Source organism: Pseudescherichia sp. AS216 (assembly GCF_037152055.1).
In the GTDB taxonomy this organism is placed as follows: Bacteria; Pseudomonadota; Gammaproteobacteria; order Enterobacterales; family Enterobacteriaceae; genus Pseudescherichia.
The window spans coordinates 445,938-471,254 of sequence record NZ_JBBCMV010000001.1 but is presented as its reverse complement, the minus strand read 5'-3'; the positions used below and the strand labels follow the sequence as shown (position 1 = coordinate 471,254).

22 protein-coding genes are annotated in these 25,317 nt (G+C 56.9%); 12 read left to right on the top strand and 10 right to left on the bottom strand.

Annotation, left to right across the window (positions count from 1 at the left end):
* Positions 1-102: 102 nt before the first annotated feature.
* Both WFN61_RS02315 and WFN61_RS02310 read left to right on the top strand, forming a co-directional pair.
* The gene (locus WFN61_RS02315) at positions 103-918 is read left to right on the top strand and encodes a Cof-type HAD-IIB family hydrolase (protein WP_144813228.1); all 816 of its coding nucleotides are present in this window, start codon (positions 103-105) and stop codon (positions 916-918) included.
* A gap of 151 nt (positions 919-1,069) precedes the next feature.
* Positions 1,070-2,332 carry a DUF1479 domain-containing protein gene (locus tag WFN61_RS02310; RefSeq protein ID WP_337037455.1) on the top strand — a complete coding sequence of 421 codons (1,263 nt, stop codon included), beginning with the start codon at positions 1,070-1,072 and terminating at the stop codon, positions 2,330-2,332.
* A gap of 70 nt (positions 2,333-2,402) precedes the next feature.
* Here WFN61_RS02310 and WFN61_RS02305 read toward each other — a convergent pair whose 3' ends face one another.
* The gene (locus WFN61_RS02305; protein WP_257757020.1) at positions 2,403-2,684 is read right to left on the bottom strand and encodes a contact-dependent growth inhibition system immunity protein; all 282 of its coding nucleotides are present in this window, start codon (positions 2,682-2,684) and stop codon (positions 2,403-2,405) included.
* A gap of 64 nt (positions 2,685-2,748) precedes the next feature.
* Entirely contained in the window at positions 2,749-3,822 is a 1,074-nt protein-coding gene (locus WFN61_RS02300) for a LacI family DNA-binding transcriptional regulator (RefSeq protein WP_257757019.1), read from the bottom strand.
* A gap of 292 nt (positions 3,823-4,114) precedes the next feature.
* Between WFN61_RS02300 and WFN61_RS02295 the strand changes: the two genes are divergently transcribed.
* A complete protein-coding gene (locus tag WFN61_RS02295; protein ID WP_257757018.1) occupies positions 4,115-5,419 on the top strand; it encodes an MFS transporter in 1,305 nt (434 codons plus the stop codon).
* Between the two features lie 15 nt (positions 5,420-5,434).
* Entirely contained in the window at positions 5,435-7,798 is a 2,364-nt protein-coding gene (locus tag WFN61_RS02290; protein ID WP_337037451.1) for a glycoside hydrolase family 31 protein, read from the top strand.
* 220 nt (positions 7,799-8,018) lie between these two features.
* On the opposite strand, the gene WFN61_RS02285 is transcribed toward WFN61_RS02290, so the two are convergent.
* Positions 8,019-9,611 (bottom strand): ABC-F family ATPase, encoded by a 1,593-nt coding sequence (locus tag WFN61_RS02285; RefSeq protein WP_144813238.1) that lies wholly within the window; start codon positions 9,609-9,611, stop codon positions 8,019-8,021.
* A gap of 216 nt (positions 9,612-9,827) precedes the next feature.
* Between WFN61_RS02285 and ldtB the strand changes: the two genes are divergently transcribed.
* Positions 9,828-10,748 carry a L,D-transpeptidase gene (gene ldtB / locus WFN61_RS02280; RefSeq protein ID WP_222889979.1) on the top strand — a complete coding sequence of 307 codons (921 nt, stop codon included), beginning with the start codon at positions 9,828-9,830 and terminating at the stop codon, positions 10,746-10,748.
* Between the two features lie 55 nt (positions 10,749-10,803).
* Here ldtB and WFN61_RS02275 read toward each other — a convergent pair whose 3' ends face one another.
* The 6 genes from WFN61_RS02275 to mntR all read right to left on the bottom strand — a co-directional run bounded on the left by WFN61_RS02275 (position 10,804) and on the right by mntR (position 17,867).
* Complete coding sequence (locus tag WFN61_RS02275; RefSeq protein ID WP_312282233.1) at positions 10,804-11,844, bottom strand: aldo/keto reductase; 1,041 nt, start codon at positions 11,842-11,844, stop codon at positions 10,804-10,806.
* Between the two features lie 103 nt (positions 11,845-11,947).
* Complete coding sequence (locus tag WFN61_RS02270; RefSeq protein WP_222889977.1) at positions 11,948-13,474, bottom strand: efflux transporter outer membrane subunit; 1,527 nt, start codon at positions 13,472-13,474, stop codon at positions 11,948-11,950.
* A 1-nt stretch (position 13,475) separates the two neighbouring features.
* Positions 13,476-15,047: a DHA2 family efflux MFS transporter permease subunit gene (locus WFN61_RS02265; protein WP_042392313.1), complete on the bottom strand. Its 1,572-nt coding sequence runs from the start codon at positions 15,045-15,047 to the stop codon at positions 13,476-13,478.
* Complete coding sequence (locus WFN61_RS02260) at positions 15,044-16,186, bottom strand: HlyD family secretion protein (RefSeq protein ID WP_337037445.1); 1,143 nt, start codon at positions 16,184-16,186, stop codon at positions 15,044-15,046. The genes WFN61_RS02265 and WFN61_RS02260 overlap by 4 nt, the downstream gene beginning before the upstream one ends.
* Before the next feature lie 101 nt (positions 16,187-16,287).
* Positions 16,288-17,397 (bottom strand): anion transporter, encoded by a 1,110-nt coding sequence (locus WFN61_RS02255; protein WP_144813259.1) that lies wholly within the window; start codon positions 17,395-17,397, stop codon positions 16,288-16,290.
* Positions 17,394-17,867, bottom strand: a complete 474-nt coding sequence (mntR, locus tag WFN61_RS02250) for a manganese-binding transcriptional regulator MntR (protein ID WP_144813263.1) — start codon at positions 17,865-17,867, stop codon at positions 17,394-17,396. The genes WFN61_RS02255 and mntR overlap by 4 nt, the downstream gene beginning before the upstream one ends.
* Before the next feature lie 189 nt (positions 17,868-18,056).
* Here mntR and mntS point away from each other — a divergent pair, with 189 nt between their 5' ends.
* Both mntS and WFN61_RS02240 read left to right on the top strand, forming a co-directional pair.
* A complete protein-coding gene (gene mntS, locus WFN61_RS02245) occupies positions 18,057-18,185 on the top strand; it encodes a manganase accumulation protein MntS (protein WP_144813266.1) in 129 nt (42 codons plus the stop codon).
* A gap of 277 nt (positions 18,186-18,462) precedes the next feature.
* Positions 18,463-20,046: a phosphoethanolamine transferase gene (locus WFN61_RS02240; protein ID WP_144813269.1), complete on the top strand. Its 1,584-nt coding sequence runs from the start codon at positions 18,463-18,465 to the stop codon at positions 20,044-20,046.
* Between the two features lie 125 nt (positions 20,047-20,171).
* Here WFN61_RS02240 and ompX read toward each other — a convergent pair whose 3' ends face one another.
* Positions 20,172-20,681: an outer membrane protein OmpX gene (ompX, locus tag WFN61_RS02235; RefSeq protein WP_144813277.1), complete on the bottom strand. Its 510-nt coding sequence runs from the start codon at positions 20,679-20,681 to the stop codon at positions 20,172-20,174.
* A 352-nt stretch (positions 20,682-21,033) separates the two neighbouring features.
* Between ompX and rhtA the strand changes: the two genes are divergently transcribed.
* The 5 genes from rhtA (at position 21,034) to glnQ (ending at position 25,283) form a co-directional block, all read left to right on the top strand.
* Positions 21,034-21,921, top strand: a complete 888-nt coding sequence (rhtA, locus tag WFN61_RS02230) for a threonine/homoserine exporter RhtA (RefSeq protein ID WP_313575457.1) — start codon at positions 21,034-21,036, stop codon at positions 21,919-21,921.
* Between the two features lie 273 nt (positions 21,922-22,194).
* Complete coding sequence (gene dps / locus WFN61_RS02225; RefSeq protein WP_042392299.1) at positions 22,195-22,698, top strand: DNA starvation/stationary phase protection protein Dps; 504 nt, start codon at positions 22,195-22,197, stop codon at positions 22,696-22,698.
* Between the two features lie 372 nt (positions 22,699-23,070).
* Positions 23,071-23,811 (top strand): glutamine ABC transporter substrate-binding protein GlnH, encoded by a 741-nt coding sequence (glnH, locus tag WFN61_RS02220; protein WP_042392298.1) that lies wholly within the window; start codon positions 23,071-23,073, stop codon positions 23,809-23,811.
* Between the two features lie 93 nt (positions 23,812-23,904).
* On the top strand, positions 23,905-24,564 hold the full coding sequence (gene glnP, locus WFN61_RS02215) for a glutamine ABC transporter permease GlnP (protein ID WP_222889971.1): 660 nt from the start codon (positions 23,905-23,907) through the stop codon (positions 24,562-24,564).
* Positions 24,561-25,283, top strand: a complete 723-nt coding sequence (gene glnQ / locus WFN61_RS02210; protein ID WP_337037438.1) for a glutamine ABC transporter ATP-binding protein GlnQ — start codon at positions 24,561-24,563, stop codon at positions 25,281-25,283. Before glnP ends, glnQ begins: the two co-directional genes overlap by 4 nt.
* Positions 25,284-25,317 lie beyond the last annotated feature (34 nt).

Sequence of the window (25,317 nt, the reverse complement as noted above, 5' to 3'; positions counted from 1 at the left end):
TTGCCGGGCCTACTGTCAACTTTCATATGAAATTAAATGTGTGCATTTGCTCACATCATTACTAGAATGCTCCTGAATGTTTTTACCCTGGGAGCATAACGTATGACCGTAAAAGTTATCGTCACTGATATGGACGGAACTTTCCTTGATGATGCCAAAGCCTACGACCGCAGCCGTTTCCTCAGCCAGTTCCGTGAGCTTCAGGCGCGCGGCATTGAGTTTGTGGTCGCCAGCGGCAACCAGTTCTACCAGCTCATCTCCTTCTTTCCGGAAATCAAAGACGACATCTCTTTCGTCGCCGAAAACGGCGCGCTGGTCTACGAGCATGGCAAAGAGATCTTCCATGGCGAGCTGACCCGCCACGAGTACCAGATCGTGCTGGGCGAGCTGCTCAAGAGCGAAGGCCTGAACTTTGTCGCCTGCGGTCTGGAGAGCGCCTACGTCAGCAAAAACGCGCCGCCGGAGTTTGTTGAGCTGATGTCGCACCACTATCACCGTCTGAAGCAGGTGGATGATTATCGCGAGATCGACGACAAGATGTTTAAGTTCTCCCTCAACCTGCCGGACAGCGAGATCCCGCAGCTGGTGGACGCCCTGCACGTCTCCCTCGACGGCATAATGAAACCGGTCACCAGCGGCTTCGGCTTTGTGGATCTGATCATTCCCGGCCTGCACAAGGCCAACGGTATTACTCGCCTGCTCAAGCGCTGGCAGCTTTCGCCCAGCGACTGCGTCACCATCGGCGACAGCGGCAACGATGCTGAGATGCTGCGCATGGCGAAATTCTCTTTTGCGATGGGCAACGCTGGCGAGGCCATTAAAGCGATTGCCAACTTCCAGACCGACAATAACAACCAGCAGGGCGCGCTGAACGTGATCCAGGCTGTGCTCGACGCCACCCCACCCTTTAACGCCTAAGCTCCTCTACGCCAGCACGCTCGCGGCTGGCGTTAGCCTCTTCTCTCTTTTGTGCAGCCCATCATCTTTTTAAACTTGCATTAACTTTTTTTTAACTTAAATTAGCATATGTAAGTTAATTACTTTCGAATGAAAGACACGAGAGGGTTATATGACTGAAATGTATGCAAGCGAAACGCTGCCTGCCGACCACAAGGCGGCGATTCGTCAGGTAAAACAGGCCCTGCGAGCGCAGATTGGTGACGTGCAGGCTGTCTTTAACCGCCTTGAGGAGCGCATTGCCGCTCAGGTAGCCGAGATCAACGCCCTGAAAGCGAAAGGCGAAACGGTCTGGCCGGTGATCCCTTTTGAAGATGTGAAGAACGGTCATGTTAGCGAGGCGCAGCGTGCGGCGATCAAGCGCCGGGGCTGTGCGGTGATTAAGGGCCACTTCCCGCGCGAGCAGGCGATGGGCTGGGATCAATCTATGCTGGCCTACCTTGATCAGAACCGTTTCGACGACGTCTATAGAGGGCCGGGGGATAGCTTCTTTGGTACGCTTGAGGCCTCACGCCCGGAGATCTATCCCATCTACTGGTCGCAGGCGCAGATGCAGGCCCGCCAGAGCAGCGAGATGGTGCAGGTGCAGTCCCTGCTAAACCGCCTCTGGACCTTTGAGAGCGACGGCAAGCAGTGGTTCGATCCGGATGTTAGCGTGATCTATCCGGACCGCATTCGTCGTCGTCCACCGGGTACGACCTCAAAAGGGCTGGGCGCGCATACCGATTCCGGGGCGCTGGAGCGTTGGCTGCTGCCCGCCTACCAGCAGGTTTTCGCCTCGGTGTTTAATGGCGATATCGACAGCTACGATCCGTGGCACGCTGCGCACCGTACCGAAGTGGAAGAGTACACCGTGGATAACACCACCAAGTGTTCGGTGTTCCGCACCTTCCAGGGCTGGACGGCGCTGTCGGATATGCTGCCGGGCCAGGGTTTGCTGCACGTGGTACCGATCCCCGAGGCGATGGCCTATGTTCTGCTGCGCCCGCTGCTGGACGACGTGCCGGAGGATGAGCTGTGCGGCGTTGCGCCTGGGCGTGTGCTGCCTGTCTCTGAGAAGTGGCACCCGCTGCTGATCGAGGCGCTAACCAGCATTCCGGCGCTGGAGGCCGGGGACTCGGTGTGGTGGCACTGTGACGTTATCCACTCTGTGGCACCGGTAGAGAACCAGCAGGGCTGGGGCAATGTGATGTATATTCCCGCCGCGCCGCTGTGCGAGAAGAACCTCGCCTATGCCCAGAAGGTCAAGGTGGCATTAGAGAACGGCGCGTCGCCGGGGGACTTCCCGCGTGAGGATTATGAAGCGACGTGGGAGAACCGCTTTACGGTGGCGGATTTAAACGAGCACGGCAAGCGCGCGTTGGGCATGGCTTAGCTCCTGTACGCTACGGCGGTACGACGCTGTCCCGGTCGTATCCGCCTTTACGCAGAGGTTTCATGGCTTTTCATGCGTTGTTTATCCCTTCAAGGATGCGCAATAACAATCCTTTCCCCTCTTCTGGTGCAAAAGAATTTATGTAGCGCGCCCTGAACTCAGACTCGATTGTTTTTTCATCGTAGGCAAGAAAAGCTAATACCTCTTTTTTTAAATCAGCCCGGTCATTCGCTGCCAGCTCGCTGGTATAAATATCAATAGCATCATCTATAGATTCAGCGCCGGTAATATAATCAAAATCCTGATTGAGCGTGCCTTCGATCAGGATATCGAGATTGGTCGTTAAAAGCATAAGTTATACCTCTGGGAAGGTAGCTTTCCATACGTAGAACAATAGTCTGAATCAGTTTGATGGCTTAAACGTCGTAAAGTCCTTCCTCCTCGATGGTGGTACGGCGCTGGCCCGGCCGTATCCGCCGTACCGATTCCCGCACCACCAGCGTGCCGTTAATCAATAGCGATCCAGTCGCCGCCTGTGGGCGAATAAGCCGTTGCTGTAAAAGCTGTACTGCTTCAACCCCCAGCTCGTCACGGGGGACATGCACCGCCGTCAGCGGCACATCCTGTATTGCAGCCAGATTAAAGGCATCAATACTCATTACCGATACATCCTGCGGCACGCGCAGGCCCCGGCGCTGTAGTGCCCGCACGGTTCCCTCCGCCATAAAATCCCCCCCTACCAGGAAGGCCGTCGGGGTGTTTTTATGTGCCGGATTATCCAGCCACTCCGCAACCCGTATCTCAGCCTCGTTAGCGCTAAAGCGAGGAACAGTAATAAGATCCCGTTGGTTATGAAACTTCAGGTTTCGCCGCTGCCAGGCCTCTTTGATCCCAGCCAGGCGCAGATCCATTGTGTAGCGGCGCAGGCAGAGAACGTTCACCACCTTGCAATGGCCAAGATCAAACAGATAATCAGCCGCAAATTCACCTATTGCACGGTGGTCTGGTGCCACGGTTGGCAGACGCATCCGCCTGTCACGGCAGTTGATTAACACGCAGGGTTTGGCTAAATCCGCTGCCAGCTCATGAATATGCGGATCGTCAATGCCCAGCAGAATTGCCGCCTGGGTCTCCGGGGTATTCATTCGCGTAATAAAGGCATTGGCATCACTGCCCAGCTCCTCTAACGCGCAGTAGCGTAGCCTGACCTCATGCGCGCTGACCGCTTTGCTAATGCTCTGGATCACCCGGTAATAAAAAATATCGGAGCGCTCATCGAACGCGCGCTGTGGAGCGAAAATAACCAGGTTGTTGAGCAGTAGTCGGCCCGCCGCCATTCCCTCCATAACGCCCAGCTCACGGGCGCAGGCCAGTACGGCATGGCGTGCTGCTTCACTGGTGTTCGCCTTCCCGGCTAATACCCTCGACACGGTACTGGTCGACAGGTTAGTTCGGCACGCGATTTCACTGATTTTGAGCTTTTTATCCATTTTGTGATCTGGCTCCGTTTGCCTCATGAGAAAATTTTCATGAGTTTAAAACCTGATGAACAGCCGTTACGCTCCAATAGTGCCGCATAATTCTGCACATTGATGAGAATCCTTGCACAAAATCTGCTATGGCTCTCCGTTTTTCTCTCCTAACGTAAACCTGTCGTACAACTTCCATACTAGTTGTATACAAAATCCAGGCAAAAAATAGACATTCTCAGACGGGCCATTTCGGTATAACACCCCTCATGGCGCGTCATAACGTCCCTACAGAACGTGTGCGGAGAAACAGATGAGCCAGGGAATTAACAACAATGATGGGGTGGTAACAAAGCGCCACCGGGTAATCAAAAAACTACGCTGGTGGATGCTGATCCTGTTCTTGCTCGGCGTCACCGTGAACTATATCACCCGCAATTCGCTGGGCATTATCGCCCCAGAACTGAAAGATAGCCTCGGCGTTACCACCGAACAGTATTCGTGGATCGTCGGCGCATTCCAGCTAGCCTATACCCTCTTCCAGCCCCTCTGCGGCTGGCTGATTGACGTTATTGGCCTCAAGCTGGGCTTTATGATCTGTGCCACCCTGTGGGCAATCGCCTGTATCGCCCACGCCGGGGCGGGTAACTGGCTCCATCTGGCAATACTGCGTTTCTTTATGGGCGGCGCGGAAGCGGCGGCAACCCCGGCAAATGCCAAAACCATTGGCGAATGGTTTCCAAAATCAGAGCGGCCTATCGCTGCCGGTTGGGCTGGCGTTGGCTTTTCAATCGGCGCGATGCTGGCCCCACCCATTATCTATTTTGCCCACGCCTCTTTCGGCTGGCAGGGGGCGTTTATGTTTACCGGGGTGCTGGCCCTGCTGTGGGTCGTGCTGTGGTGGATCTTCTACAACAGCCCGGAAAAACACCCGAATCTGGATCGCGAGGAGCTGGCCTGGATCAAGCGGGATAATGAACCTCCAGCCATCAGGCTCCCTTTTTTAACCGCCCTGAAAACCGTGTCAAAAAACAGGCGTTTTTATGGTATTGCCATCCCGGCCTTTATGGCAGAGCCAGCCTGGGCGGTCATGAGCTTCTGGGTGCCGCTCTATCTGGCGAAAGAGCATGGAATGGATCTTAAGCAGATCGCTATGTTCGCCTGGCTACCGTTTCTCGCCGCCGATCTCGGCAGCATCGCCAGCGGCTACCTGACCAAACTCTACACCCGCTGGTTTGGCTGCGTGCGCATTAACGCTATCGTTGCCAGCTCGGTCACCGGCGCGTTCCTGATGATTTCGCTGGCTATCGTCACCCTGACCCGCGATCCCTACATCATCATTGGCCTGATCTCGATAGGTGGCTTCGGCCATCAGATCATCTCCTGCATGCTCAGCGCGCTGGTGGTGGAGTCGTTCGATAAGGGGCAGATGGCCACCGTTAACGGTATGCGCGGCTCCGCCGCTTGGATCGCCAGCTTTCTCTTCTCCCTGCTTATCGGGGTGACCGCCGACAAGATCGGCTTCAACCCGCTGTTCGTTGCGATGGGCTTTTTTGACCTGATTGGTGCCCTTTTCCTCGTCACCTTTATTGCTGAACGTCGCGCAAAGCGCACCTGAGAGTGGATATAAATTATGAAGACGCTTAAAAACTGGGTTTTTAACACGCAGTCGGCCCATCACGTGGAACTGACCATCGACGGCCAGCACACGCTGTGCCTCTACGTTCTGGAAGAGGATCTGTTCCGCGTGCTGGTTAAACGCAAAGGCGAGCTGGCGCTGGACCGCACCTGGAGTATCGCCCCGGGGCAGGACGTGCCGTGGGAAGGCCGCTCCCGCGACGATCTGAGCGGTTTCACCCTCCCCGCGTGGACGCTGGAGCAGCGAGACGAGCAGTTAACTATCGCCAGCGAACAGCTGCGCGTGACCGTTCACCAGCCGCTGTGGTTGGAGTGGCACTACCGTAACGCGGAAGGCGAGTGGCAGGCGCTGGTCAGCGACCGGCCGACCAGCGCCTATCTGCTGAACGCTCACGGCGACGGCGTGGCCCACTATCAAAGCCGCCGTAAAGATGAGCGCGTCTATGGCCTTGGCGAAAAAGCGGGCACTCTGCAACGCACCGGCAAGCGCTATGAAATGCGCAACCTTGATGCTATGGGCTACAACGCGGTGAGTACCGACCCGCTGTACAAGCACGTTCCGTTTACCCTCACCCGCCGCGACGATATCAGCTATGGCCTGTTTTATGACAATCTGAGCAGCTGCTGGCTCGATCTCGGTAACGAAATTGATAACTACCACACGCCCTATCGCCGTTGGCAGGCCGAGGCGGGCGATATTGATTACTACCTGTTTACTGGAAAACGGGCGCTCGACGTGACCAAAGCGTTTGTGCGCCTGACCGGCAAAACCCTGTTTGGACCAAAATGGAGCCTGGGCTACAGCGGTTCGACCATGCACTACACCGATGCGCCGGACGCGCAGCAACAGCTGATGAACTTTATCCGTCTCTGTAACGAGCACGCTATTCCATGTGACTCGTTCCAGCTATCGTCCGGCTACACCTCAATTAACGGCAAACGCTACGTTTTTAACTGGAACTACGACAAGGTGCCGCAGCCGAAGGCGATGAGCCAGGCGTTTCACGATGCCGGGCTAAAGCTTGCCGCCAACATTAAGCCGTGCCTGCTTCAGGATCATCCCCGCTATAGCGAGGTCGCCGAGCGCGGCCTGTTTATTCGCGATTCCGAAGCCGATGCCCCAGAGCGTTCGAGCTTTTGGGATGACGAAGGCTCGCACCTCGACTTCACTAATCCGCAAACCGTTGCCTGGTGGCAGGAGGGGGTAACCTGCCAGCTGCTGGAAATGGGTATTGACTCAACGTGGAACGACAATAACGAGTTCGAGGTCTGGGACGGCGAAGCGCGCTGCCACGGCTTTGGCCGGGAAATTGCGATCAAGCATATTCGCCCGGTAATGCCACTGCTGATGATGCGCGCCTCGCTGGAGGCGCAGCAGCGCTTTGCCCCGCATAAGCGCCCGTATCTTATCTCCCGCTCTGGCTGCGCCGGGATGCAGCGCTATGTGCAAACCTGGAGCGGGGACAATCGCACCAGCTGGGAGACGCTGCGCTATAACACGCGGATGGGGCTGGGGATGAGCCTGTCGGGGTTATATAACGTCGGCCACGACGTGGGCGGTTTCTCTGGGGATAAGCCAGATGCAGAGCTGTTTGTCCGCTGGGTACAAAACGGCGTGATGCATCCGCGCTTTACTATCCATTCGTGGAATGATGACCATACGGTGAATGAACCGTGGATGTATTCAGGGGTGACGCCAGCCATTCGCAGCGCTATCGAACTGCGTTATCGTCTGCTGCCCTATCTCTATACCCTGCTGTGGCAGGCACATGCTGACGATGAGCCGATGCTGCGCCCGACTTTCCTCGATCACGAGCATGACGAACAGACCTTCGAGGAGTGTGACGATTTTCTGCTGGGACGCGATCTTCTGGTTGCCAGTGTGGTAGAGCCTGGCGCGCGCGAACGCCGTGTCTGGCTACCGGCAAATGAATACGGCTGGTACGATTTCTATACCCACGAATGGTTTTCCGGCGGTCAGTGGATCGTTCGCGACGCGCCGCTGGAGAAGTTACCCCTCCTGGTACGAGCCGGGGCAGGCCTGCCGCTCAGCGAGCGCATCACCCACGTGAGCGCCGAAAAAGATAACGCACGTGAGCTGAAGCTGTTTCCGCTGAAAGGCGTTGGCAGTACTTGCGGCCTGCTGTTTGAAGATGATGGTGAGAGCTGGGGCTACCAGAGTGGCAATGCGCTGTGGATAGAGTGGCAGATGGTGTGCGATGCGGCAACGATTAACCTGAAGGTCAAGGCGCATGGGGACTACCGTCCGACATGGAAAGTGCTAAAGGTGTCACTACCGGCAGGAGAAAAACGTAGGCTGCTGGTGAATGGTGTTGAAGGGGATGCGTGGATGATCTGAACAATGCCGGGCGGCGGCTCCGCCTTGCCCGGCCTACAAAACATGGCTCGTAGGCCCGGTAAGCGCCAGCGCCACCGGGCATTCTCATAGCCCAATTTCCCTAAGTATTTCGCGTTACAGGAAGGCGGCAAACCTGTAAATCCCCGGGAGCTTACATAGGTAAGTGACCGGGGTGAGCAGGTGCAGCCAACACACCTGTAGCGTGAAAGACGACGGGAAATTAATCTATGCCTTTACTACGCAGATAGTCTTCGTAGTTCCCGCTGAAGTCTACGACGCGTTCAGGGGTGATCTCAATCACGCGGGTCGCCAGGGAGCTCACGAACTCACGATCGTGGGAGACGAAGACCAGCGTGCCCGGATACATCTCCAGCGCCATGTTCAGCGACTCGATCGATTCCATGTCCAGGTGGTTGGTCGGTTCATCCATTACGAGAATGTTCGGCTTCTGCATCATCAGCTTGCCAAAGAGCATACGCCCCTTCTCGCCCCCGGAGAGCACCTTCGCTGGCTTCTTGATATCGTCCTGGCTAAAGAGCAGACGACCCAGGAAGCTGCGCACCACCTGCTCATCGTCCCCCTCCTGCTTCCACTGGCTCATCCAGTCGAAGACGGTGAGATCGTTATCAAAGTCGGCGGCGTGATCCTGCGCGTAGTAGCCAATTTTGGCGTTTTCTGACCACTTCACGGTGCCGCTATCCGGCTGCAGATCGCCCACCAGCGTTTTCAGCAGGGTGGTTTTACCCACGCCGTTGGCACCGAGAATAGCAATCTTCTCGCCCACTTCCAGCAGCAGGTTGAAATTCTTAAACAGCGGGCCGTTATCGAAGCCTTTGGTGAGGGCTTCCACTTCCAGCGCATTACGGAACAGCTTCTTATCCTGCTCAAAACGAATGAACGGGTTCTGACGGCTGGAGGCTTTTACCTCATCCAGCTTGATCTTATCGATCTGACGCGCACGGGAGGTCGCCTGACGAGACTTCGAGGCGTTGGCGCTAAAGCGGCTGACGAAGGATTGCAGGTCAGCGATCTGCGCTTTCTTCTTGGCGTTGTCGGCCAGCAGGCGTTCACGCGCCTGGGTCGCCGCGGTCATGTACTCGTCGTAGTTGCCCGCATAAACGCGCAGCTCGCCGTAGTCCAGATCCGCCATATGGGTGCAGACCATGTTCAGGAAGTGACGGTCATGCGAGATGATGATCATGGTGCTGTTACGCTCGTTCAGCACCTGCTCCAGCCAGCGAATGGTATCGATATCCAGGTTGTTGGTCGGTTCATCGAGCAGGAGAATGTCCGGATCGGAGAACAGCGCCTGGGCCAGCAGCACACGCAGCTTCCAGCCGGGAGCCACTTCGCTCATCGGGCCGTAGTGCTGCTCTACCGGAATACCGACGCCGAGCAGCAGCTCGCCCGCACGGGACTCGGCGGAGTAGCCGTCCATCTCGCCGTACAGCACTTCGAGATCGGCCACTTTATAGCCATCCTCTTCGCTCATCTCGGCCAGGCCGTAGATGCGATCGCGCTCCTGCTTCACTTCCCATAGCTCGCCGTGACCCATGATCACCGTGTCGAGCACGCTGAACTCTTCAAAGGCGAACTGATCCTGACGCAGCTTACCGATACGCTCGTTCGGATCGAGAGAGACGTTGCCCAGCGTCGGCTCAAGGTCGCCGCCGAGGATCTTCATAAAGGTGGATTTTCCGCTACCGTTCGCCCCAATCAGGCCGTAACGATTGCCGCCGCCAAACTTGACGGAGATATTTTCAAACAGCGGCTTACTGCCAAACTGCATGGTGACGTTGCTGGTAACTAACACGGTGTTATCCTGAAAATGTGTGACAAACTCTGCATTATGCCACAATTCCGAATCGAAATCGCGCAGGTGTGAACAGTTGCTACAATAGGGTGAGAGAAAAAAATGTGATTTCGTACACATCTCAATTCCATGCGCGTGGGAATGCACATATAATGCGCTCCCATCCTTTTGAGCATTCTTAACTAAACGGCCTGTGGCACAGAAACCTCGCATACCATGAATATGAAATTAACAACAATTTTAGCGGCGGCTTTCGCTGTAGTAGGGTTTTGCAAATCCGCGTCTGCTGTAACCTATCCGCTGCCGACTGATGGTAGCCGTCTGATTGGCCAGAACCAGGTCATCACCCTGCCAGAGAACAACAGCCAGCCGCTGGAGTACTACGCGGCCCAGTACCAGATGGGGCTGTCTAACCTGATGGAAGCTAACCCAGGTATTGACCCCTATCTGCCGAAGGGCGGTAGCGTGATGAACATTCCTCAGCAGCTGATCCTGCCGGACACCGTGCATGAAGGCATTGTGATCAACAGCGCCGAGATGCGCCTCTACTACTACCCGAAAGGCACCAACACCGTGATCGTACTGCCGATCGGTATCGGTCAGCTGGGTAAAGACACCCCGATCAACTGGACTACCAAGGTTGAGCGCAAGAAAGCCGGCCCGACCTGGACGCCAACGGCGAAGATGCACCAGGAGTACATTGCCGCCGGTAACCCGCTGCCAGCCGTGGTGCCTGCCGGTCCGGATAACCCGATGGGCCTCTATGCCCTGTACATTGGCCGCCTGTATGCTATTCACGGCACCAACGCTAACTTCGGCATCGGCCTGCGCGTGAGCCACGGCTGCGTGCGTCTGCGTAACGACGACATCAAGTTCCTGTTCCAGAACGTGCCGGTCGGTACCCGCGTACAGTTTATCGATGAGCCGGTAAAAGCGACCACTGAGCCAGACGGTAGCCGCTATATCGAGGTTCACAACCCGCTCTCTACCACCGAAGCGCAGTTTGACGGCAAAGAGATTGTGCCGATCGCGCTGACCAAGAGCGTGCAGAGCATCACCAGCCAGCCGGACGCCGACCAGAGCGTCGTTGAGCAGGCGATTCAGAACCGTTCCGGGATGCCGGTTCGTCTGAACTAAGATTTTCAGCAGTCAGTAAAAAGCCCGGCAATCGCCGGGCTTTTTTATTTTGCGTTTATTGTTGTGCCAGCTGGTTACGGCGATATTCCCCCTGCCGCTCCAGCATCCAGCCTGGATACTCACGCGGCAGCGCGCTGACCGCATCCAGCTGTTTCAATTCCTCTTCGCTCAGGCGGATCTCCGTCGCGGCAATGTTATCCGCCAGCTGATCCGGACGTTTAGCGCCGATAATCACGCTGCTGACCACCGGCTGATGCAGCAGCCACGCCAGGGCGATCTGCGCTACCGACACGCCTTTGCTGTCGGCAATGTTACGCATCACGTCTACGCAGTCGAAGGCGCGCTCTTTCTCTACCGGCGGGAAGTCAAATTCTAGTCGGCGCCCGCCCGCTTCTCCGCTGCCGCTGCGGTCATACTTGCCGCTCAGCAGGCCACCCGCCAGCGGGCTCCAGACCATCAGCCCCACGCCTTCGCTTTGCAGCATTGGCACCAGCTCACGCTCAAGGTCGCGCCCGGCGATGGTGTAGTAAGCCTGTAGCGAGGCGAAACGGGCCAGCCCCAGGCGCTCGGAGATGCCCAGCGCCTTCATAATCTGCCACGCCGCCCAGTTGGAGACGCCGATATAGCGGACATGGCCGTGCTGAACCAGGTTATCAAGGGCGTAGAGCGTCTCTTCAATGGGCGTGGCCGGATCGAAGCCGTGCAGCTGGTAGAGGTCGATATGATCCAGCTGGAGTCGGCGCAGGCTCTCTTTGACGCTGCCGATAATATGGTAGCGGGAGCTACCGCGCGAGTTGACTCCGCCGGTGCCGGTTTCACCGAACACCTTGGTCGCCACCACCACGTCTTCGCGAGGGATCTTGAGGTTTTTCAGCGCCTGGCCGGTGATCTCTTCCGAACGCCCTTCCGAGTAAACGTTGGCGGTATCGATAAAGTTGATGCCCGCCGCGAGGGCGTCGCCCACCAGCCGCTCAGCGTCGTTCTGCCGCAGCTGACCAATCTTGCCCCACATGCCGCCTTCGCCGCCGAAGGTCATGGTGCCCAGGCACAGCTCGGAGACAAAGAGACCGGTATTGCCAAGTTTTTGATAACGCATAGAACGCTCCTTTGGGTGTCGATGAGTGTTCAGTAGTTATACTCCGATGCGCCGGATCGCGAATGTGAGGATCCTGCGCGTTTCTTGCCCAATCCTCTGAACTTTATCCTCGCGTCGCTTCACCAAAGACCGGATAGTCCGGCAGCTGCACGGTCTGGTACGGCTCCCAGCCGCCTCCCAGCGCCTTGTAGAGCGCCACCAGGTCGAGGCTACTCTGCACCCGCGCCTGGGCACGCTGCTGCTCGGCCTGCGCCAGCTGGCGCTGGGCATCAAGTACGTCAATGAAGGTGGCGATCCCCTGGCGGTAGCTGTCGCTGGCGAGATCGAACGCGCTCTGCAACGCCTCAATGGTTTTGCTCAGCCCGGCTTCGCGCTGCTGATCGGTGCGGTAGCTGACCAGCGCGTTCTCTACATCGCCCAGCGCGCTCAGCACCGTCTGGCGATAGTTGAGCGCCACTGCGCCCTGCTGCGCTCGCGCCAGCTTGACGCTGGAGACCAGCCTTCCGCCCTGGAAGATGGGAATCGACACCTGCGGCCCGAAACTGTAGAAGTGGCTGCTCCAGTCGGTTAGCCAGTCGGTTTCGCTGTTGCGCAGGCCAAACTGGCCGCTCAGGGTCAGGCTCGGGAAGAGCTGAGCCACCGAGACGCCGATCTGCGCGGTGGCCGCGTGCAGGTTGGCCTCGGCTTCACGCACGTCCGGTCGACGGCGGGCCAGCGTTGAAGGAATGCCGGTCTGGATAATATCCGGCAGCTTCGGCAGGGGCTGCACCGACCGTAGCTCTGCATTCAGCGCACCGGGTGGCTTGCCGATCAGAATGGCCAGGGCGTTCATCGCCTGCTGCTCCTGGGCCTGGTACTGTGGCAGCTGCGCCTCCAGGCTGCCGAGCTGTGCACGGGCGTTCTCTACGTCCAGCTGCGGCGACAGACCGCCACGCTGGCGACTCTCGGTCAGGCTAAGCGTCTCCTTTGCGGTGTCGATCTGGGTATTCATGGTGGCAAGGATACTCTGCGCCCCGCGCAGCTGGAGCCACGCGCGCGCCACTTCCGCCTCCAGTGACACCAGCGCGTCGTTACGCTGTTCGATAGCCGCCTGCTGCTGAGCGTTGGCCGCCTCGACCTGGCGGCGCACCTTGCCCCACAGATCCAGCTCCCACTGGGCGTCGAAGCTGCCCTGGTAGAGATTCACCGGCTGGGTGAGCACCCCAAGGGCGTTGTTTATCTCGGGATCGACGTCCTGCAGCTGACCATAAACATCGTGGGATTTCAGCTCGCCCTCCAGCCCCAGCTGCTGCCGGGTGGCCTGAAGGTTGCCGTTTACCGCTGGCAGGAAGGCCCCGCCCGCCTGGTTGATCTGCTCGCGTGCGCCAGCAATGCGCAGCACGGTCTGCTGCAGGGAGAGGTTGCCGGCGATCGCCCGCTCGATCAGACTGTTGAGCTGCGGCGAGTTAAAGGTGGTCCACCAGCGTGGATTTACCGCCTGGCTGGAGGTTTGCGACGGCACGGTTTTATCCCCGGCGTCGTTCCAGTGACTTACCGCAGGCGGAACGGGTTGCTGGTAGTCCGGCCCCACGGCGCAGCCCGCCAGCAGCAGGGTGAGTAACGACAGCGTCGGGGTATGTATCCTGTGCATGTTAATGTGCTCCTGCGCTGCCTTCGCTCTTGATCGGCGAAAGCAGAAGACAAAACGGAATCAGTAAAAACGCCACGGCGCTGAGGATGGTAAAGACATCAACGTAGGCGAGAAAGCGCGACTGCTCAATCATGGTTCGATACATCTGCCCGGTTGCCAGCCCGAGCGGATCTCCCGGCAGCGTTGTGAAGTTGCGGATCGCCTCGGCGGTCTCGCGCACCGCCAGCTGGAACTGCTCGCTAAAGGGGGTGGTATGGGCGCTTAAATAGGCGCTGTGCACCTGGGCACGTTCGGTAATGGCGGCGGTTGAGAGCGAAATTCCGATCGATCCGGCGACGTTACGGAACATGGTAAACAGCGCGGCGGCGTCGGCGTTGAGCTGGCGCGGAATGGTGACAAAGGCGATGGTGGTAAGCGGCACAAACAGAAAGCCGAGACCAATCGACTGCGCGCTGCGGAACAGCACCAGGGTTTCAAAATCAACGTCCGGGGTCAGATTGCGTGACCAGAAGAAGGCCACCGCCAGGCAGGTAAAGCCGAAGGCGATGATCCACCGGGTCTGCACCACCGGCATCAGCTTCAGCACCAGCGGGATGGTGAGTACGATCAGCACCGCCCCCGGCGAGAGCACCAGCCCGGACCAGGTCGCGGTGTAGCCGAGATCCTGCTGCGCCAGCTGGGGGATCACCACCGAGCTGCCGTAGAGGATCATTGCCATCCCTGCCATCAGCAGGCTGGAGACGGCAAAGTTTTTATCTTTCATGCAGTGCAGATCCACCACCGGCTTTTTAGCGTACATCAGCCAGTAGATGGCCCCGATAATGCCAATCAGGGTCAGCACGGCAAAGGTGCGGATAAAACCCGAGGCGAACCAGTCGTCGTCTTCGCCACGGTCCAGCATCACCTGCAAGCAGCCCAGACCCAGGGCAATCAGGCCGATGCCGGTCCAGTCGATGGTCAGCTTCTCTTCCGATTTGCGCTCCCAGGGCGGATCTTCCAGCAGCTGGTAGATCGCCAGCACGGTGACGATCCCCACCGGGATGTTGATGAAGAAGACCCAGCGCCAGGAGTAGTTGTCGGTGATCCAGCCCCCGAGGGTCGGGCCGAGCACCGGGGCAACGATGATCGCAATTGACGACAGGCCAAAGGCCTTGCCGCGATCCTCCGGCTTAAAGTAGTCCAGCAGCACCGACTGCTGGGTCGGCTGTAGCCCCCCGCCGAAGAAGCCCTGCAGGATGCGGAACAGGATAATCTCCCACAGCTCGGTGGCGATACCGCACAGGAACGAGCAGACGGTGAACATCACGATGCAGATGAGGAAGAAGCGCTTGCGGCCAAAGACGCGGCTCAGGAAGGCCGAGATCGGCAGCACGATGCCGTTCGCCACCAGGTAGCTGGTGAGTACCCAGGTGGATTCGCTGTAGCTCGCCGACAGCGAGCCGGCAACATGGGGCAGCGCCACGTTGATGATGGTGGTATCGAGGATCTCCATAAACACCGCGAGGGTGACGACAATCGCCACCGCCCACGGGTTACTGGCAGGACGCCAGCTCTCATGGCTGTGATCGGTCATTCCAGCGTCACCTTCGGCTCCACGGAGAGGCCCAGCGGCAGCGGCGGCTGGTTCGCGTCAAGGCCCTTATCAATGACGATCTTCACCGGCACGCGCTGGACGATCTTCACGAAGTTACCGGTGGCGTTTTCCGACGGGAAGGCGGAGAAGCGCGAGCCGCTCCCCTGCTGGATACTGTCGATATGCCCCTCCAGCTCAAGATCCGGGTAGGCATCAACGCCGATAGTGACTTTATTACCGGGGCGCATCCGCTCCAGCTGCGACTCTTTGAAGTTCGCCACCACCCAAATATCAGGCGAGACCAGCGAGAAGAGCGCCGTGCCCGCCTGCACCAGGGTGCCGGTCTGCACGTTACGTTTGGTGACGAAGCCATCAAAGGGGGCGCGCACTTCGGTATAGGAGAGGTTAAGGTTCGCCGTCTCCAGCTGGGCGCGGGCCTGCTCAACCTGCTGCTCACGCGCTTCGACGTTGGTCTCCTGCTGGCGGATCTGCAGGTTAATCTGGCTTGCTACCTCAAGCTGGGCATTGGCGCTGGCCAGCTGGGCCTGAGCGCTGCGCAGCTGGGCGTTGGCGCTGTCGATATTTTGTTGGGTGGTCGCCCGCGGGTCGACACCGCGCTGGCGACGATAGGCGGCTTCGGCGTTGGCTAAGTCAGCCTTGGCCTTAAGCACCTGCGCCTGCGCTTCATCACGCTGAGAGGGATACTGCACCTTTGAGAGCGCCAGCTGGGCCTGAGCCTGATGAAGCTGGGCGGTAGCCAGCCCAAGCTGAGCCTGAGCCTGATCGCGCTGGGCGGTGGCGTCCCGGGGATCGATCAGCACCAGCAGATCGCCCTTCTTCACGCGCTGGTTATCCTTAACCCGCAGCTCGGTGACGTAGCCCGCCACCTTGGGCGCGACGGTAACCGCATCGCCTTCGGTAAAGGCGTCGTCGGTGGTCTCCTGGTTGCGGGTCATTAACCACCACACCAGCGCGACGATCACCATCACCACAACGACTACCCCCAGTATAATAAGCGGCTTCTTACCGGGCCGCTTACGTTCCTTGTTTTGAGTATCGTTTTGAGTATCGTTTTGATCTTTCCGATCGGAATTGTTCTCTTCCTGAGCTGCGTCAGGATTCTTTTCGTTATCAGCCATAGCGTTGCAACTGTCCTGTCGATGAACGGCGCGACACGTGCGCCGTTATCTAAAGTTAGGAGGTTGCTATACATTTGCCAGGAAAAACTGACAAATTCGCATTAACTGATAATAAGTAACCCATACCCCACCAGCGCGGCCCAGATCAGCAGCGGAATAGAGTAGAGATGGAAGCGCCACCAGATGCGGCGATTGTTGGCCATGCGCAGGGCGATCAGGTTCGCCAGCGAGCCGGGCAGCAGGCCGAAACCGCCGACGTTGACTGCCCAGGCCAGCAGCTGAGTGGGCGGGACGTAGTTCAACAGCAGAATGGTCGCCGGCACGTTGCTGATGACCTGCGACAGGCCGATAGCCGTGAGCCACAGGGCGGGCTGAGAGAGGTGCTCTACGCCGTTGAGCGATCCCTGGAGAGCGGGAAGCTGCACCAGCAGGTGGACGTCGATAAACATCGCCATAAATACCAGCAGCAGCGTCCAGTCCACGCTCTTCAGCACCTTAAAGGCCACGACCGCAAAGCCTGCGGCGACGATCAGAGCACCCCAGCCCTCATGCTTTAGCTCCAGCGAGATGAGGAACACTACATACAGCGCCAGGCAGGTCCAGAGCAGGCGCGGCTGCCATGACGGGGCCTGGCTGCCGCTGTGGTAGTTCAGGGCTTTATTAGGGAAAAAGAGCCAGCAGAGCAGCAGCAGGGTCGCCATCATGACCAGCGCCAGCAGCGCCATCTGCCCGGTAAAGGCAGCAAATGAGAGGCCGGATCGCCCCCACAGCAGAATATTTTGCGGATTACCGATAGGGGTTAGCAGCGACCCGGCGTTTACCGCCAGCGCTTCAAAGATGATTAGCCGGTTAACCGGGATTTCGCACAGCTTTCTGAGCGTCAGCGTGAGCGGCACAACTATAAACAGCGCCACGTCGTTGGTCAGGAAGGTGGAAAGCAGCGCGGCCGCCAGGGCCATAAACATGGCCAGCCGCCGCTCGGTGGCGAAGCGCCGGACCATTCGACGCCCCACGACGTCAAAGTAGCCGCTCTGCTCCACCCCTTTGGTAAGCATCATCAGTCCGCTTAGCGTCAGAATGGTGTGCCAGTCGATCGCCCTGGGCCACGCGGCCGGATGAAAGGGAACGAAAAAGCTCAGGGTAATGCCGATCAGGATCAGCAGCTGGAAAAAGCGATCGCGCGCCAGCGCGCGCACGAACGGCAGGGTCATTCCGCAGGATGCTCCTGCTGAAGGGTAAAGAGGCGAAAGCGTTCCAGCGTCTCCTCGCTAACGTGGTGCTCCATGCCTTCGGCGTCACGGCGCGCGGTCTCCGGGCTTACGCCCAGCACGAGAAGAAAGCTCTCGACGATCTGGTGCCGCTCCCGGCTCTCCTGAGCCAGCTTCTCCCCCTCCGGAGTCAGGAATACGCCGCGCCAGGGGATCTGCTCGATCAGCCCTACCGTTGCCAGACGTTTAAGCATTTTTGCCACCGTCGGCTGGGACACCCCCAGTCGGGCAGCCATATCCACCTGACGGGCTTCCCCTACCTCGCGGATCAGATCGGAGATCAGTTCCACATAGTCATCAATCAGCTCCCGCCGGTGCGCTTCCCGCACCTGTCGAAAGCCCTCAACGTGCTCCTCGACATTCACCAGCTGCGTCACTTTTTTTGTTGTTGTCTTGCCTACGCGACGGCTCATTGGACTTCCTCATGGGTAACGCGATAAATGCATCATATACGGTTGCGCTCAGTGTAAACCATAAGTAGACCAGCACAAAAAATTTGGCTAATAGCCGTAGCTATACAATATAGCCTGTGCTATATCTGTATGTAATGCAGACAACCTTCGTAGATTGAACGTCACGATATCATGCAGGAGGAGGTTGATATGAACGAACTCAAGAGGTGCCTAACCGTGTTTACCCACTCGCCATTCCAGGTCCGGCTGCAGTTGCTCAACATGCTGTGCGATATGTTTAACGGCAAACCGCAGCAGGACGATAAAAAATCCCATTAATGCGGCGTCGCGGTACGCCGCTTCATTTTTCTGTCACATTCTCTCGCCATACTGTCTCTCTGTCATAGAAAACCTTACTATTTGCTGATTTTGCAACCATCCTCGCAAAAGATTGCCCCGTAATCTGTTGATCTTCGTCTGCTCTCGCTCTATCTTCTCGCAGCCCTGCACAAATGCGGCTCGCGGATGCGGAACTCTTCCTCTTCTCCACGCCCTCTCCAGCAGGTTTTGACCCTCTACGCCAGGGTGAGCACATGGCGTTTTGTGATACAGCTATATGAATTTAACTATAAAAGAAACGCTTGCTGCCCGTAGCCAGGCTCTTAGCCCGTGGACGGGTTTCTATTTTCTTCAGTCGTTACTGATTAACTACGCGCTTGGCTACCCCTTTAGCCTGCTCTATACCACGGCGTTCGCCTGCCTGCTGCTGCTGCTGTGGCGTCATGCACCGCGTGCGCAGAAGGCAATCGTCGCGGTCTTCTCTCTGCTTGCCGCCTCCTACTACCCGTTTGGCCAGGCCTACGGCGCACCCAACTTCAATACCCTGCTGGCGCTGCACTCCACTAACATGGAGGAGTCCACGGAGATCCTGACCATTTTCCCGTGGTACAACTACGTGATTGGCCTGTTTATCTTTGGCCTTGGGGTGATGGCTATCCGGCGTAAGCAGAGCGAACGCGCCACCTGGGGAAAATGGGATCATCTTGGCGTCGCCTTCTGTCTGGCGACCGTCTTTGTCGCCCCGGTGCAGAACCTGGCGTATGGTGGCGTCTTTAATCTGAAAGATACCGGCTACCCGGTGTTTCGCTTTGTGAAGGACGTGGTGGTTAACAATCAGGAAGTGCTGGATGAGCAGAGCCGAATGGCACAGCTGGCCGGGATGAAAGACAGCTGGAACGTGATGGGCGTTAAGCCGAAGTATCACACCTATGTGGTGGTGATCGGCGAGAGCGTGCGCCGCGATGCAGTGGGCGCATTCGGCGGCCACTGGCAGAACACCCCCTTCGCCAGCAGCGTCAACGGCACCTTTTTTACCGACTACGTAGCAGCCAGCGGCTCGACGCAAAAATCGTTAGGCCTGACCCTGAACCGGGTAATGGACAACAAGCCCCAGTATCAGGATAACTTTGTTACCCTGGCCAACCGGGCGGGCTTCCAGACCTGGTGGTTCTCTAATCAGGGGCAAATTGGCGAGTATGATACCGCCATCGCCAGCATTGCCAAACGCGCCGACGAGGTGCAGTTCTTAAAAAGCGGTGACTTCGAGGCCGATAAGAACACCCGCGACGAGGCGCTGCTGAAGATGACCGAGCAGGTGTTAAGCACCGCCCGTAGCCAGCCGCAGCTGATCGTCCTGCACCTGATGGGCTCACACCCACAGGCCTGCGATCGCACCGGCGGCAAGTACACGGACTTTGTGCAGTCGAAGGAGACCTCGTGCTACCTCTACTCGATTACGCAAACCGATACCCTGCTCAGCAAGCTTTACGACCAGCTGCGTAACAGCGGCAGCACCTTCTCGATGGTCTACTTCTCCGATCACGGTCTGGCCTTTAAGGAGCGTGGCAAAGAGGTGCAGTATCTGGCCCATGATGATAAGTTCCAGCAGAACTTCCAGGTGCCGTTTATGGTGATCTCCAGCGACGATACCCGCCACCGGCTGATCAAAGCCCGCCGCTCGGCCAACGACTTCCTCAGCTTCTTTTCGCAGTGGACCGGCATCACGGCCAAAGAGATCGCCACCCGCTACCGCTTTGTCTCTAACGATAAAGCCGGGCCAACCTGGGTGACCAACTTCAAGCTGCAAAAGGTGGATTACAACCATCTGGGCACGGACCTGTTTGAGACCCGTTCCCGGTAAGGGATACCCACGCCCGGCGGCGCTCCGCTTGCCGGGCCTACGGCTTTTGCCGGGATCAATAAACTGCACCCATAAAAAAACGGCCCCTGAGGGCCGTTTTTGTGTCTAGACTATCACCGGGGTGATTAGAAGCGGTAACCCACGCCTGCGATCCAGGTGCCAACGTCAACGCTACGGATGCGGCTCTGCTCGTAGGAAACGTCGATAGCAACGTCTTCGATCGGGTTGAACTGCATGCCCGCACCGTAAGAGAAGCCGTAGTCGCTGCTGTCAGAATGGTTTACAACATCCTGAGACTGCTGGAATTTACCGTAGCCAACACCCACTACACCGTACACGCTTGCCCAGTCGTTCAGACGGAAAGCCGGACCAGCAGTTACGCCGTAGTACTGGGCTTTGTTGTACACGTTGCTTTCGGTACGATCTTTTTCAGTGTAGGTAAAGGAACCGATGTAACCCAGCGGAGTGTCGTTTTCGTAGCGATACTTCAGGTTGAAACCGTTAGCTTTGTTCGCCACGCCCTGCATGTCGCTCTGAGCATAACCGCCGGTAACAGTAGAGGTTGCCGCTACAGCGGAACCTGCGGATACAGCCAGAACAACTGCCAGTGCTGAAAGACATGCAATTTTTTTCATAACCACCTCAAATGTGCTTCAAGTAAGTCCTAAGTATTAAATATAACAAAAAAAAGTGAGAAACTCTTTGCGCATCACGCTGTCTAACCGGCCTTTTGATGTAACAGAACGTTTCCTCTTGCTCGTATCTCTTTCAAAAAAAAGCCTTTTTTCCGCTAATGCCGCTATTATGCCGCCATAAAAGCGACATATTCATCCAGATTATTCCTAAAGATACGGTGATTAATCCAGCAACTTGTCGCCATTGTACTGCTTTCGTGACATTTATTTTCAACGGCGTCTCAACCGCTGACATCTATTTCCATTACACTGCCCTCTCTACTCGGTTTGACATAAATTGACAGGAGAAAGGATGCCTGCTTTACCCCGGAAGTTGCCCACCTGGTTACCTATATTCATACTACTTGTCGCAATGGCGTCGATTCAGAGCGGTGCCTCGCTGGCAAAATCGCTCTTTCCGCTGGTCGGCGCGCCCGGCGTGACTGCCCTGCGTCTGGCGCTTGGGACAATTATCCTCGTGATTGTCTTCCGGCCGTGGCGGCTGCGTTTTACGCCCGAGCAGCGTAAGCCGCTGCTATTTTATGGGCTGTCGCTGGGAGCGATGAACTATCTCTTCTATCTCTCTATCCAGACGGTGCCGCTGGGTATTGCGGTGGCGCTGGAGTTTACCGGCCCGCTGGCGGTCGCGCTGTTCTCCTCCCGGCGTCCGATAGACTTTATCTGGGTAGTGCTGGCCGTGCTGGGGCTGTGGTTCCTTTTGCCGTTGGGGCAGGATGTCTCCCATGTCGACCTGACCGGGGCAGCCTGTGCGCTTGGCGCAGGTGCCTGCTGGGCTATCTACATTCTCTGCGGCCAGCGCGCCGGAGAGGATCATGGCCCGGCCACCGTGGCGCTGGGCTCTCTGATCGCTGCCGTGGTGTTTGTGCCTCTCGGCGCGATTCAGGCAGGCGATGCGCTCTGGCACTGGTCGATCCTGCCGCTGGGCCTGGGCGTGGCCATTCTCTCTACCGCCCTGCCCTACTCGCTGGAGATGATGGCCCTGACGCGCCTGCCCACCCGAACTTTCGGTACTCTTATGAGTATGGAGCCTGCGATGGCGGCGGTATCCGGGATGATCTTCCTGAGCGAAACGCTGACCCTTGTGCAGTGGCTGGCCCTGTCGGCCATTATTGCCGCGTCCATTGGCTCTACGCTCACCCTGCGCCGTGAGAGTAAAATTAAAGAAGTTGATATTGGTTGATTATTTATCTGCACGGCGTTGCGTCGTGCAGAATATCATTTCCTGCCTCGCTTATTTTGCTAATTAATATTCATTTACATTCTCAATGTCTGCCGTAAAATTAAGAATCATCTCCCGCAAGCAATATAACATACTGATAATTAAACGATTAATTTTGATCCCTCTTTATTTCTATCGAACCGATAGGTATATACTCGTCAGCAGAGCCGAAAACCGGTGCTATACTTAGCTCCAGTAATTACCTGGGAACACACATCAAGAGGATATGAGATTATGAGTACCGCTAAACTGGTAAAAACGAAATCATCCGATCTGCTTTATACTCGCAACGATGTAGCGGATAACGATAAAAAAGCGACTATTGAGCTGCTGAATCGCCAGGTGACCCAGTTCATTGACCTGTCTCTGATCACTAAACAGGCCCACTGGAATATGCGCGGCGCTAACTTTATTGGCGTGCACGAGATGCTGGACGGCTTCCGCACTACGTTGACCGATCATCTGGACACCATCGCCGAGCGTGCGGTTCAGTTAGGTGGCGTTGCACTGGGTACTACCCAGGTTGTTAACAGCAAGACCCCGCTGAAAAGCTACCCGCTGGATATTCACAGCGTTCAGGACCACCTGAAAGAGCTGGCCGATCGCTATGCCATTGTTGCTAACGACGTGCGTAAATCTATCGAAGAAGCGAAAGACGAAGATACCGCTGACATCCTGACCGCGGCATCCCGCGACCTGGATAAATTCCTGTGGTTTATCGAATCGAACATCGAATAAAGCATACGTTTTATTTATGACCCTCTCCCCTCCGGGAGAGGGTTTTGCACTTCTCTGGTGCAACCCCTCTGTTCTGCCGCGCTCTGCCCCCTCTACAAAGTAAATCACTTGTAATAATTACCTCACACAATCGTTAATCAAGGGTTGTTTTATCGCCGCTTTCTGCGCTTAATAGCAGCATATTGTGCAACATGCCAGCAACGCACCAGCATGGAGCCCCAACATGGTGCATTACGGCTGACAGAGCATAATTTTTGTACAGCGATAGAATATATCGTCTTTACAAAACAATGGGTTGTAAACCTGGCACGATTTTTTCATACTGCGTACGTTCTCTCAGGGGATCGCCCCGTGGATATAAAAGGAAATGTTATGAAGTCTGTGTTTAAAGTTTCCCTTGCTGCACTTACCCTGGCTTTTGCGGTCTCTTCCCACGCCGCCGATAAACTGGTGGTCGCGACCGATACCGCGTTTGTTCCGTTCGAATTTAAACAGGGCGATAAATACGTTGGTTTTGACGTGGACCTGTGGGCTGCCGTAGCGAAAGAGCTGAAGCTGGATTACACCCTTAAGCCGATGGACTTCAGCGGCATTATCCCGGCGCTGCAAACCAAAAACGTTGACCTGGCGCTGGCTGGGATCACCATTACCGACGAGCGTAAAAAAGCGGTCGACTTCTCTGACGGCTACTACAAGAGTGGTCTGCTGGTAATGGTCAAAGCCAATAACAACGATGTTAAAAGCGTAAAAGACCTCGACGGTAAAGTGGTTGCGGTGAAGAGCGGTACCGGCTCCGTTGACTATGCGAAAGCCAATATCAAAACCAAAGATCTGCGCCAGTTCCCGAACATCGACAACGCCTATATGGAGCTGGGCACTAACCGCGCTGACGCGGTACTGCACGATACGCCGAACATTCTCTACTTCATTCAGACCGCTGGCAAAGGCCAGTTCAAAGCGGTTGGCGACTCTCTGGAAGCGCAGCAGTACGGTATCGCCTTCCCGAAAGGCAGCGACCTGCGTGAGAAAGTGAACGGCGCGCTGAAAACCCTGAAAGAGAACGGCACCTATAACGAAATCTATAAAAAATGGTTCGGTACTGAACCTAAATAATTTTGCCTGAATTCAGGCTTGTAACGCCCGGTGGCGCTCGCGCTTACCGGGCCTACATTTTTAGTTTTTCACCACGGTATACAGGAATTCATCATGCAGTTTGACTGGAGTGCCATCTGGCCTGCCATTCCCATTTTGTTTGAAGGCGTCAAAATGACCCTGTGGATCTCGGTCCTCGGTCTGGCGGGCGGTTTACTTATCGGCCTTGCAGCCGGTTTCGCCCGCAGCTTCGGCGGCTGGATAGCAAACCACATTGCACTGGTATTTATCGAGATCATTCGCGGGACGCCTATCGTCGTTCAGGTGATGTTTATCTACTTCGCCCTGCCGATGGCCTTCAACGATCTGCGCATCGACCCATTCAGCGCCGCCGTTGTCACCATCATGATCAACTCCGGGGCCTACATCGCTGAAATTACCCGCGGCGCGGTGCTCTCGATCCACAAAGGCTTCAGCGAAGCGGGCCTGGCGCTGGGGCTCTCTAAGCGCGAAACCATTCGCCGGGTGATCCTGCCCCTGGCGCTGCGCCGTATGCTGCCGCCGCTGGGTAACCAGTGGATCATCAGCATTAAAGATACCTCGCTGTTTATTGTTATCGGCGTGGCCGAACTGACTCGCCAGGGCCAGGAGATTATTGCCGGTAACTTCCGTGCACTGGAGATCTGGAGCGCCGTGGCGGTGTTCTATCTCATCATTACTCTGGTACTGAGCTTTATTTTGCGTCGTCTTGAAAGAAGGATGAAAATCCTGTGATTGAATTTAAAAACGTCTCCAAGCACTTTGGTAAAACCCAGGTGCTGCACAACATCGACCTGAACATCACCCAGGGCGAAGTGGTGGTTATCATTGGCCCTTCCGGCTCCGGTAAGTCGACGCTGCTGCGCTGCATCAACAAGCTGGAAGAGATCACCAGCGGCGATCTGATCGTCGACGGTCTGAAGGTCAACGATCCGAAAGTCGACGAGCGCCTGATTCGTCAGGAAGCGGGCATGGTGTTCCAGCAGTTCTACCTCTTCCCGCACCTGACGGCGCTGGAAAACGTGATGTTTGGCCCGGTGCGCGTGCGTGGGGCAAGTAAAAGCGAGGCGGAGACGCTGGCGAATGCGCTGCTGGCGAAGGTTGGTCTGGCTGAGCGTGCGCACCACTATCCGTCTGAACTCTCCGGCGGCCAGCAGCAGCGCGTGGCGATTGCCCGTGCGCTGGCGGTGAAGCCGAAGATGATGCTGTTTGATGAGCCGACCTCTGCCCTTGACCCTGAGCTGCGCCACGAGGTGCTGAAGGTGATGCAGGACCTGGCCGAAGAGGGCATGACGATGGTGATCGTGACCCACGAGATCGGCTTTGCAGAGAAGGTTGCCTCGCGGCTGATCTTTATTGATAAGGGCCGCATTGCCGAAGACGGCAACCCGCAGGCGCTGATCGAAAACCCGCCCAGCCCGCGTCTGCAAGAGTTCCTCCAGCACGTCTCCTGAGTTATCAACGCTCTCCTTTCGGGGAGCGTTTTTT

What these genes read in the sequence shown, in the direction of transcription:
- WFN61_RS02315 (WP_144813228.1), top strand. Translation starts at nt 103, where the DNA reads ATGACCGTAAAAGTTATCGTCACTGATATGGACGGAACTTTCCTTGAT.
- WFN61_RS02310 (WP_337037455.1), top strand. Translation starts at nt 1,070, where the DNA reads ATGACTGAAATGTATGCAAGCGAAACGCTGCCTGCCGACCACAAGGCG.
- WFN61_RS02305 (WP_257757020.1), bottom strand. Translation starts at nt 2,684, where the DNA reads ATGCTTTTAACGACCAATCTCGATATCCTGATCGAAGGCACGCTCAAT.
- WFN61_RS02300 (WP_257757019.1), bottom strand. Translation starts at nt 3,822, where the DNA reads ATGGATAAAAAGCTCAAAATCAGTGAAATCGCGTGCCGAACTAACCTG.
- WFN61_RS02295 (WP_257757018.1), top strand. Translation starts at nt 4,115, where the DNA reads ATGAGCCAGGGAATTAACAACAATGATGGGGTGGTAACAAAGCGCCAC.
- WFN61_RS02290 (WP_337037451.1), top strand. Translation starts at nt 5,435, where the DNA reads ATGAAGACGCTTAAAAACTGGGTTTTTAACACGCAGTCGGCCCATCAC.
- ldtB (WP_222889979.1), top strand. Translation starts at nt 9,828, where the DNA reads ATGAATATGAAATTAACAACAATTTTAGCGGCGGCTTTCGCTGTAGTA.
- WFN61_RS02275 (WP_312282233.1), bottom strand. Translation starts at nt 11,844, where the DNA reads ATGCGTTATCAAAAACTTGGCAATACCGGTCTCTTTGTCTCCGAGCTG.
- WFN61_RS02270 (WP_222889977.1), bottom strand. Translation starts at nt 13,474, where the DNA reads ATGCACAGGATACATACCCCGACGCTGTCGTTACTCACCCTGCTGCTG.
- WFN61_RS02265 (WP_042392313.1), bottom strand. Translation starts at nt 15,047, where the DNA reads ATGACCGATCACAGCCATGAGAGCTGGCGTCCTGCCAGTAACCCGTGG.
- WFN61_RS02260 (WP_337037445.1), bottom strand. Translation starts at nt 16,186, where the DNA reads ATGGCTGATAACGAAAAGAATCCTGACGCAGCTCAGGAAGAGAACAAT.
- WFN61_RS02255 (WP_144813259.1), bottom strand. Translation starts at nt 17,397, where the DNA reads ATGACCCTGCCGTTCGTGCGCGCGCTGGCGCGCGATCGCTTTTTCCAG.
- mntR (WP_144813263.1), bottom strand. Translation starts at nt 17,867, where the DNA reads ATGAGCCGTCGCGTAGGCAAGACAACAACAAAAAAAGTGACGCAGCTG.
- mntS (WP_144813266.1), top strand. Translation starts at nt 18,057, where the DNA reads ATGAACGAACTCAAGAGGTGCCTAACCGTGTTTACCCACTCGCCATTC.
- WFN61_RS02240 (WP_144813269.1), top strand. Translation starts at nt 18,463, where the DNA reads ATGAATTTAACTATAAAAGAAACGCTTGCTGCCCGTAGCCAGGCTCTT.
- ompX (WP_144813277.1), bottom strand. Translation starts at nt 20,681, where the DNA reads ATGAAAAAAATTGCATGTCTTTCAGCACTGGCAGTTGTTCTGGCTGTA.
- rhtA (WP_313575457.1), top strand. Translation starts at nt 21,034, where the DNA reads ATGCCTGCTTTACCCCGGAAGTTGCCCACCTGGTTACCTATATTCATA.
- dps (WP_042392299.1), top strand. Translation starts at nt 22,195, where the DNA reads ATGAGTACCGCTAAACTGGTAAAAACGAAATCATCCGATCTGCTTTAT.
- glnH (WP_042392298.1), top strand. Translation starts at nt 23,071, where the DNA reads ATGAAGTCTGTGTTTAAAGTTTCCCTTGCTGCACTTACCCTGGCTTTT.
- glnP (WP_222889971.1), top strand. Translation starts at nt 23,905, where the DNA reads ATGCAGTTTGACTGGAGTGCCATCTGGCCTGCCATTCCCATTTTGTTT.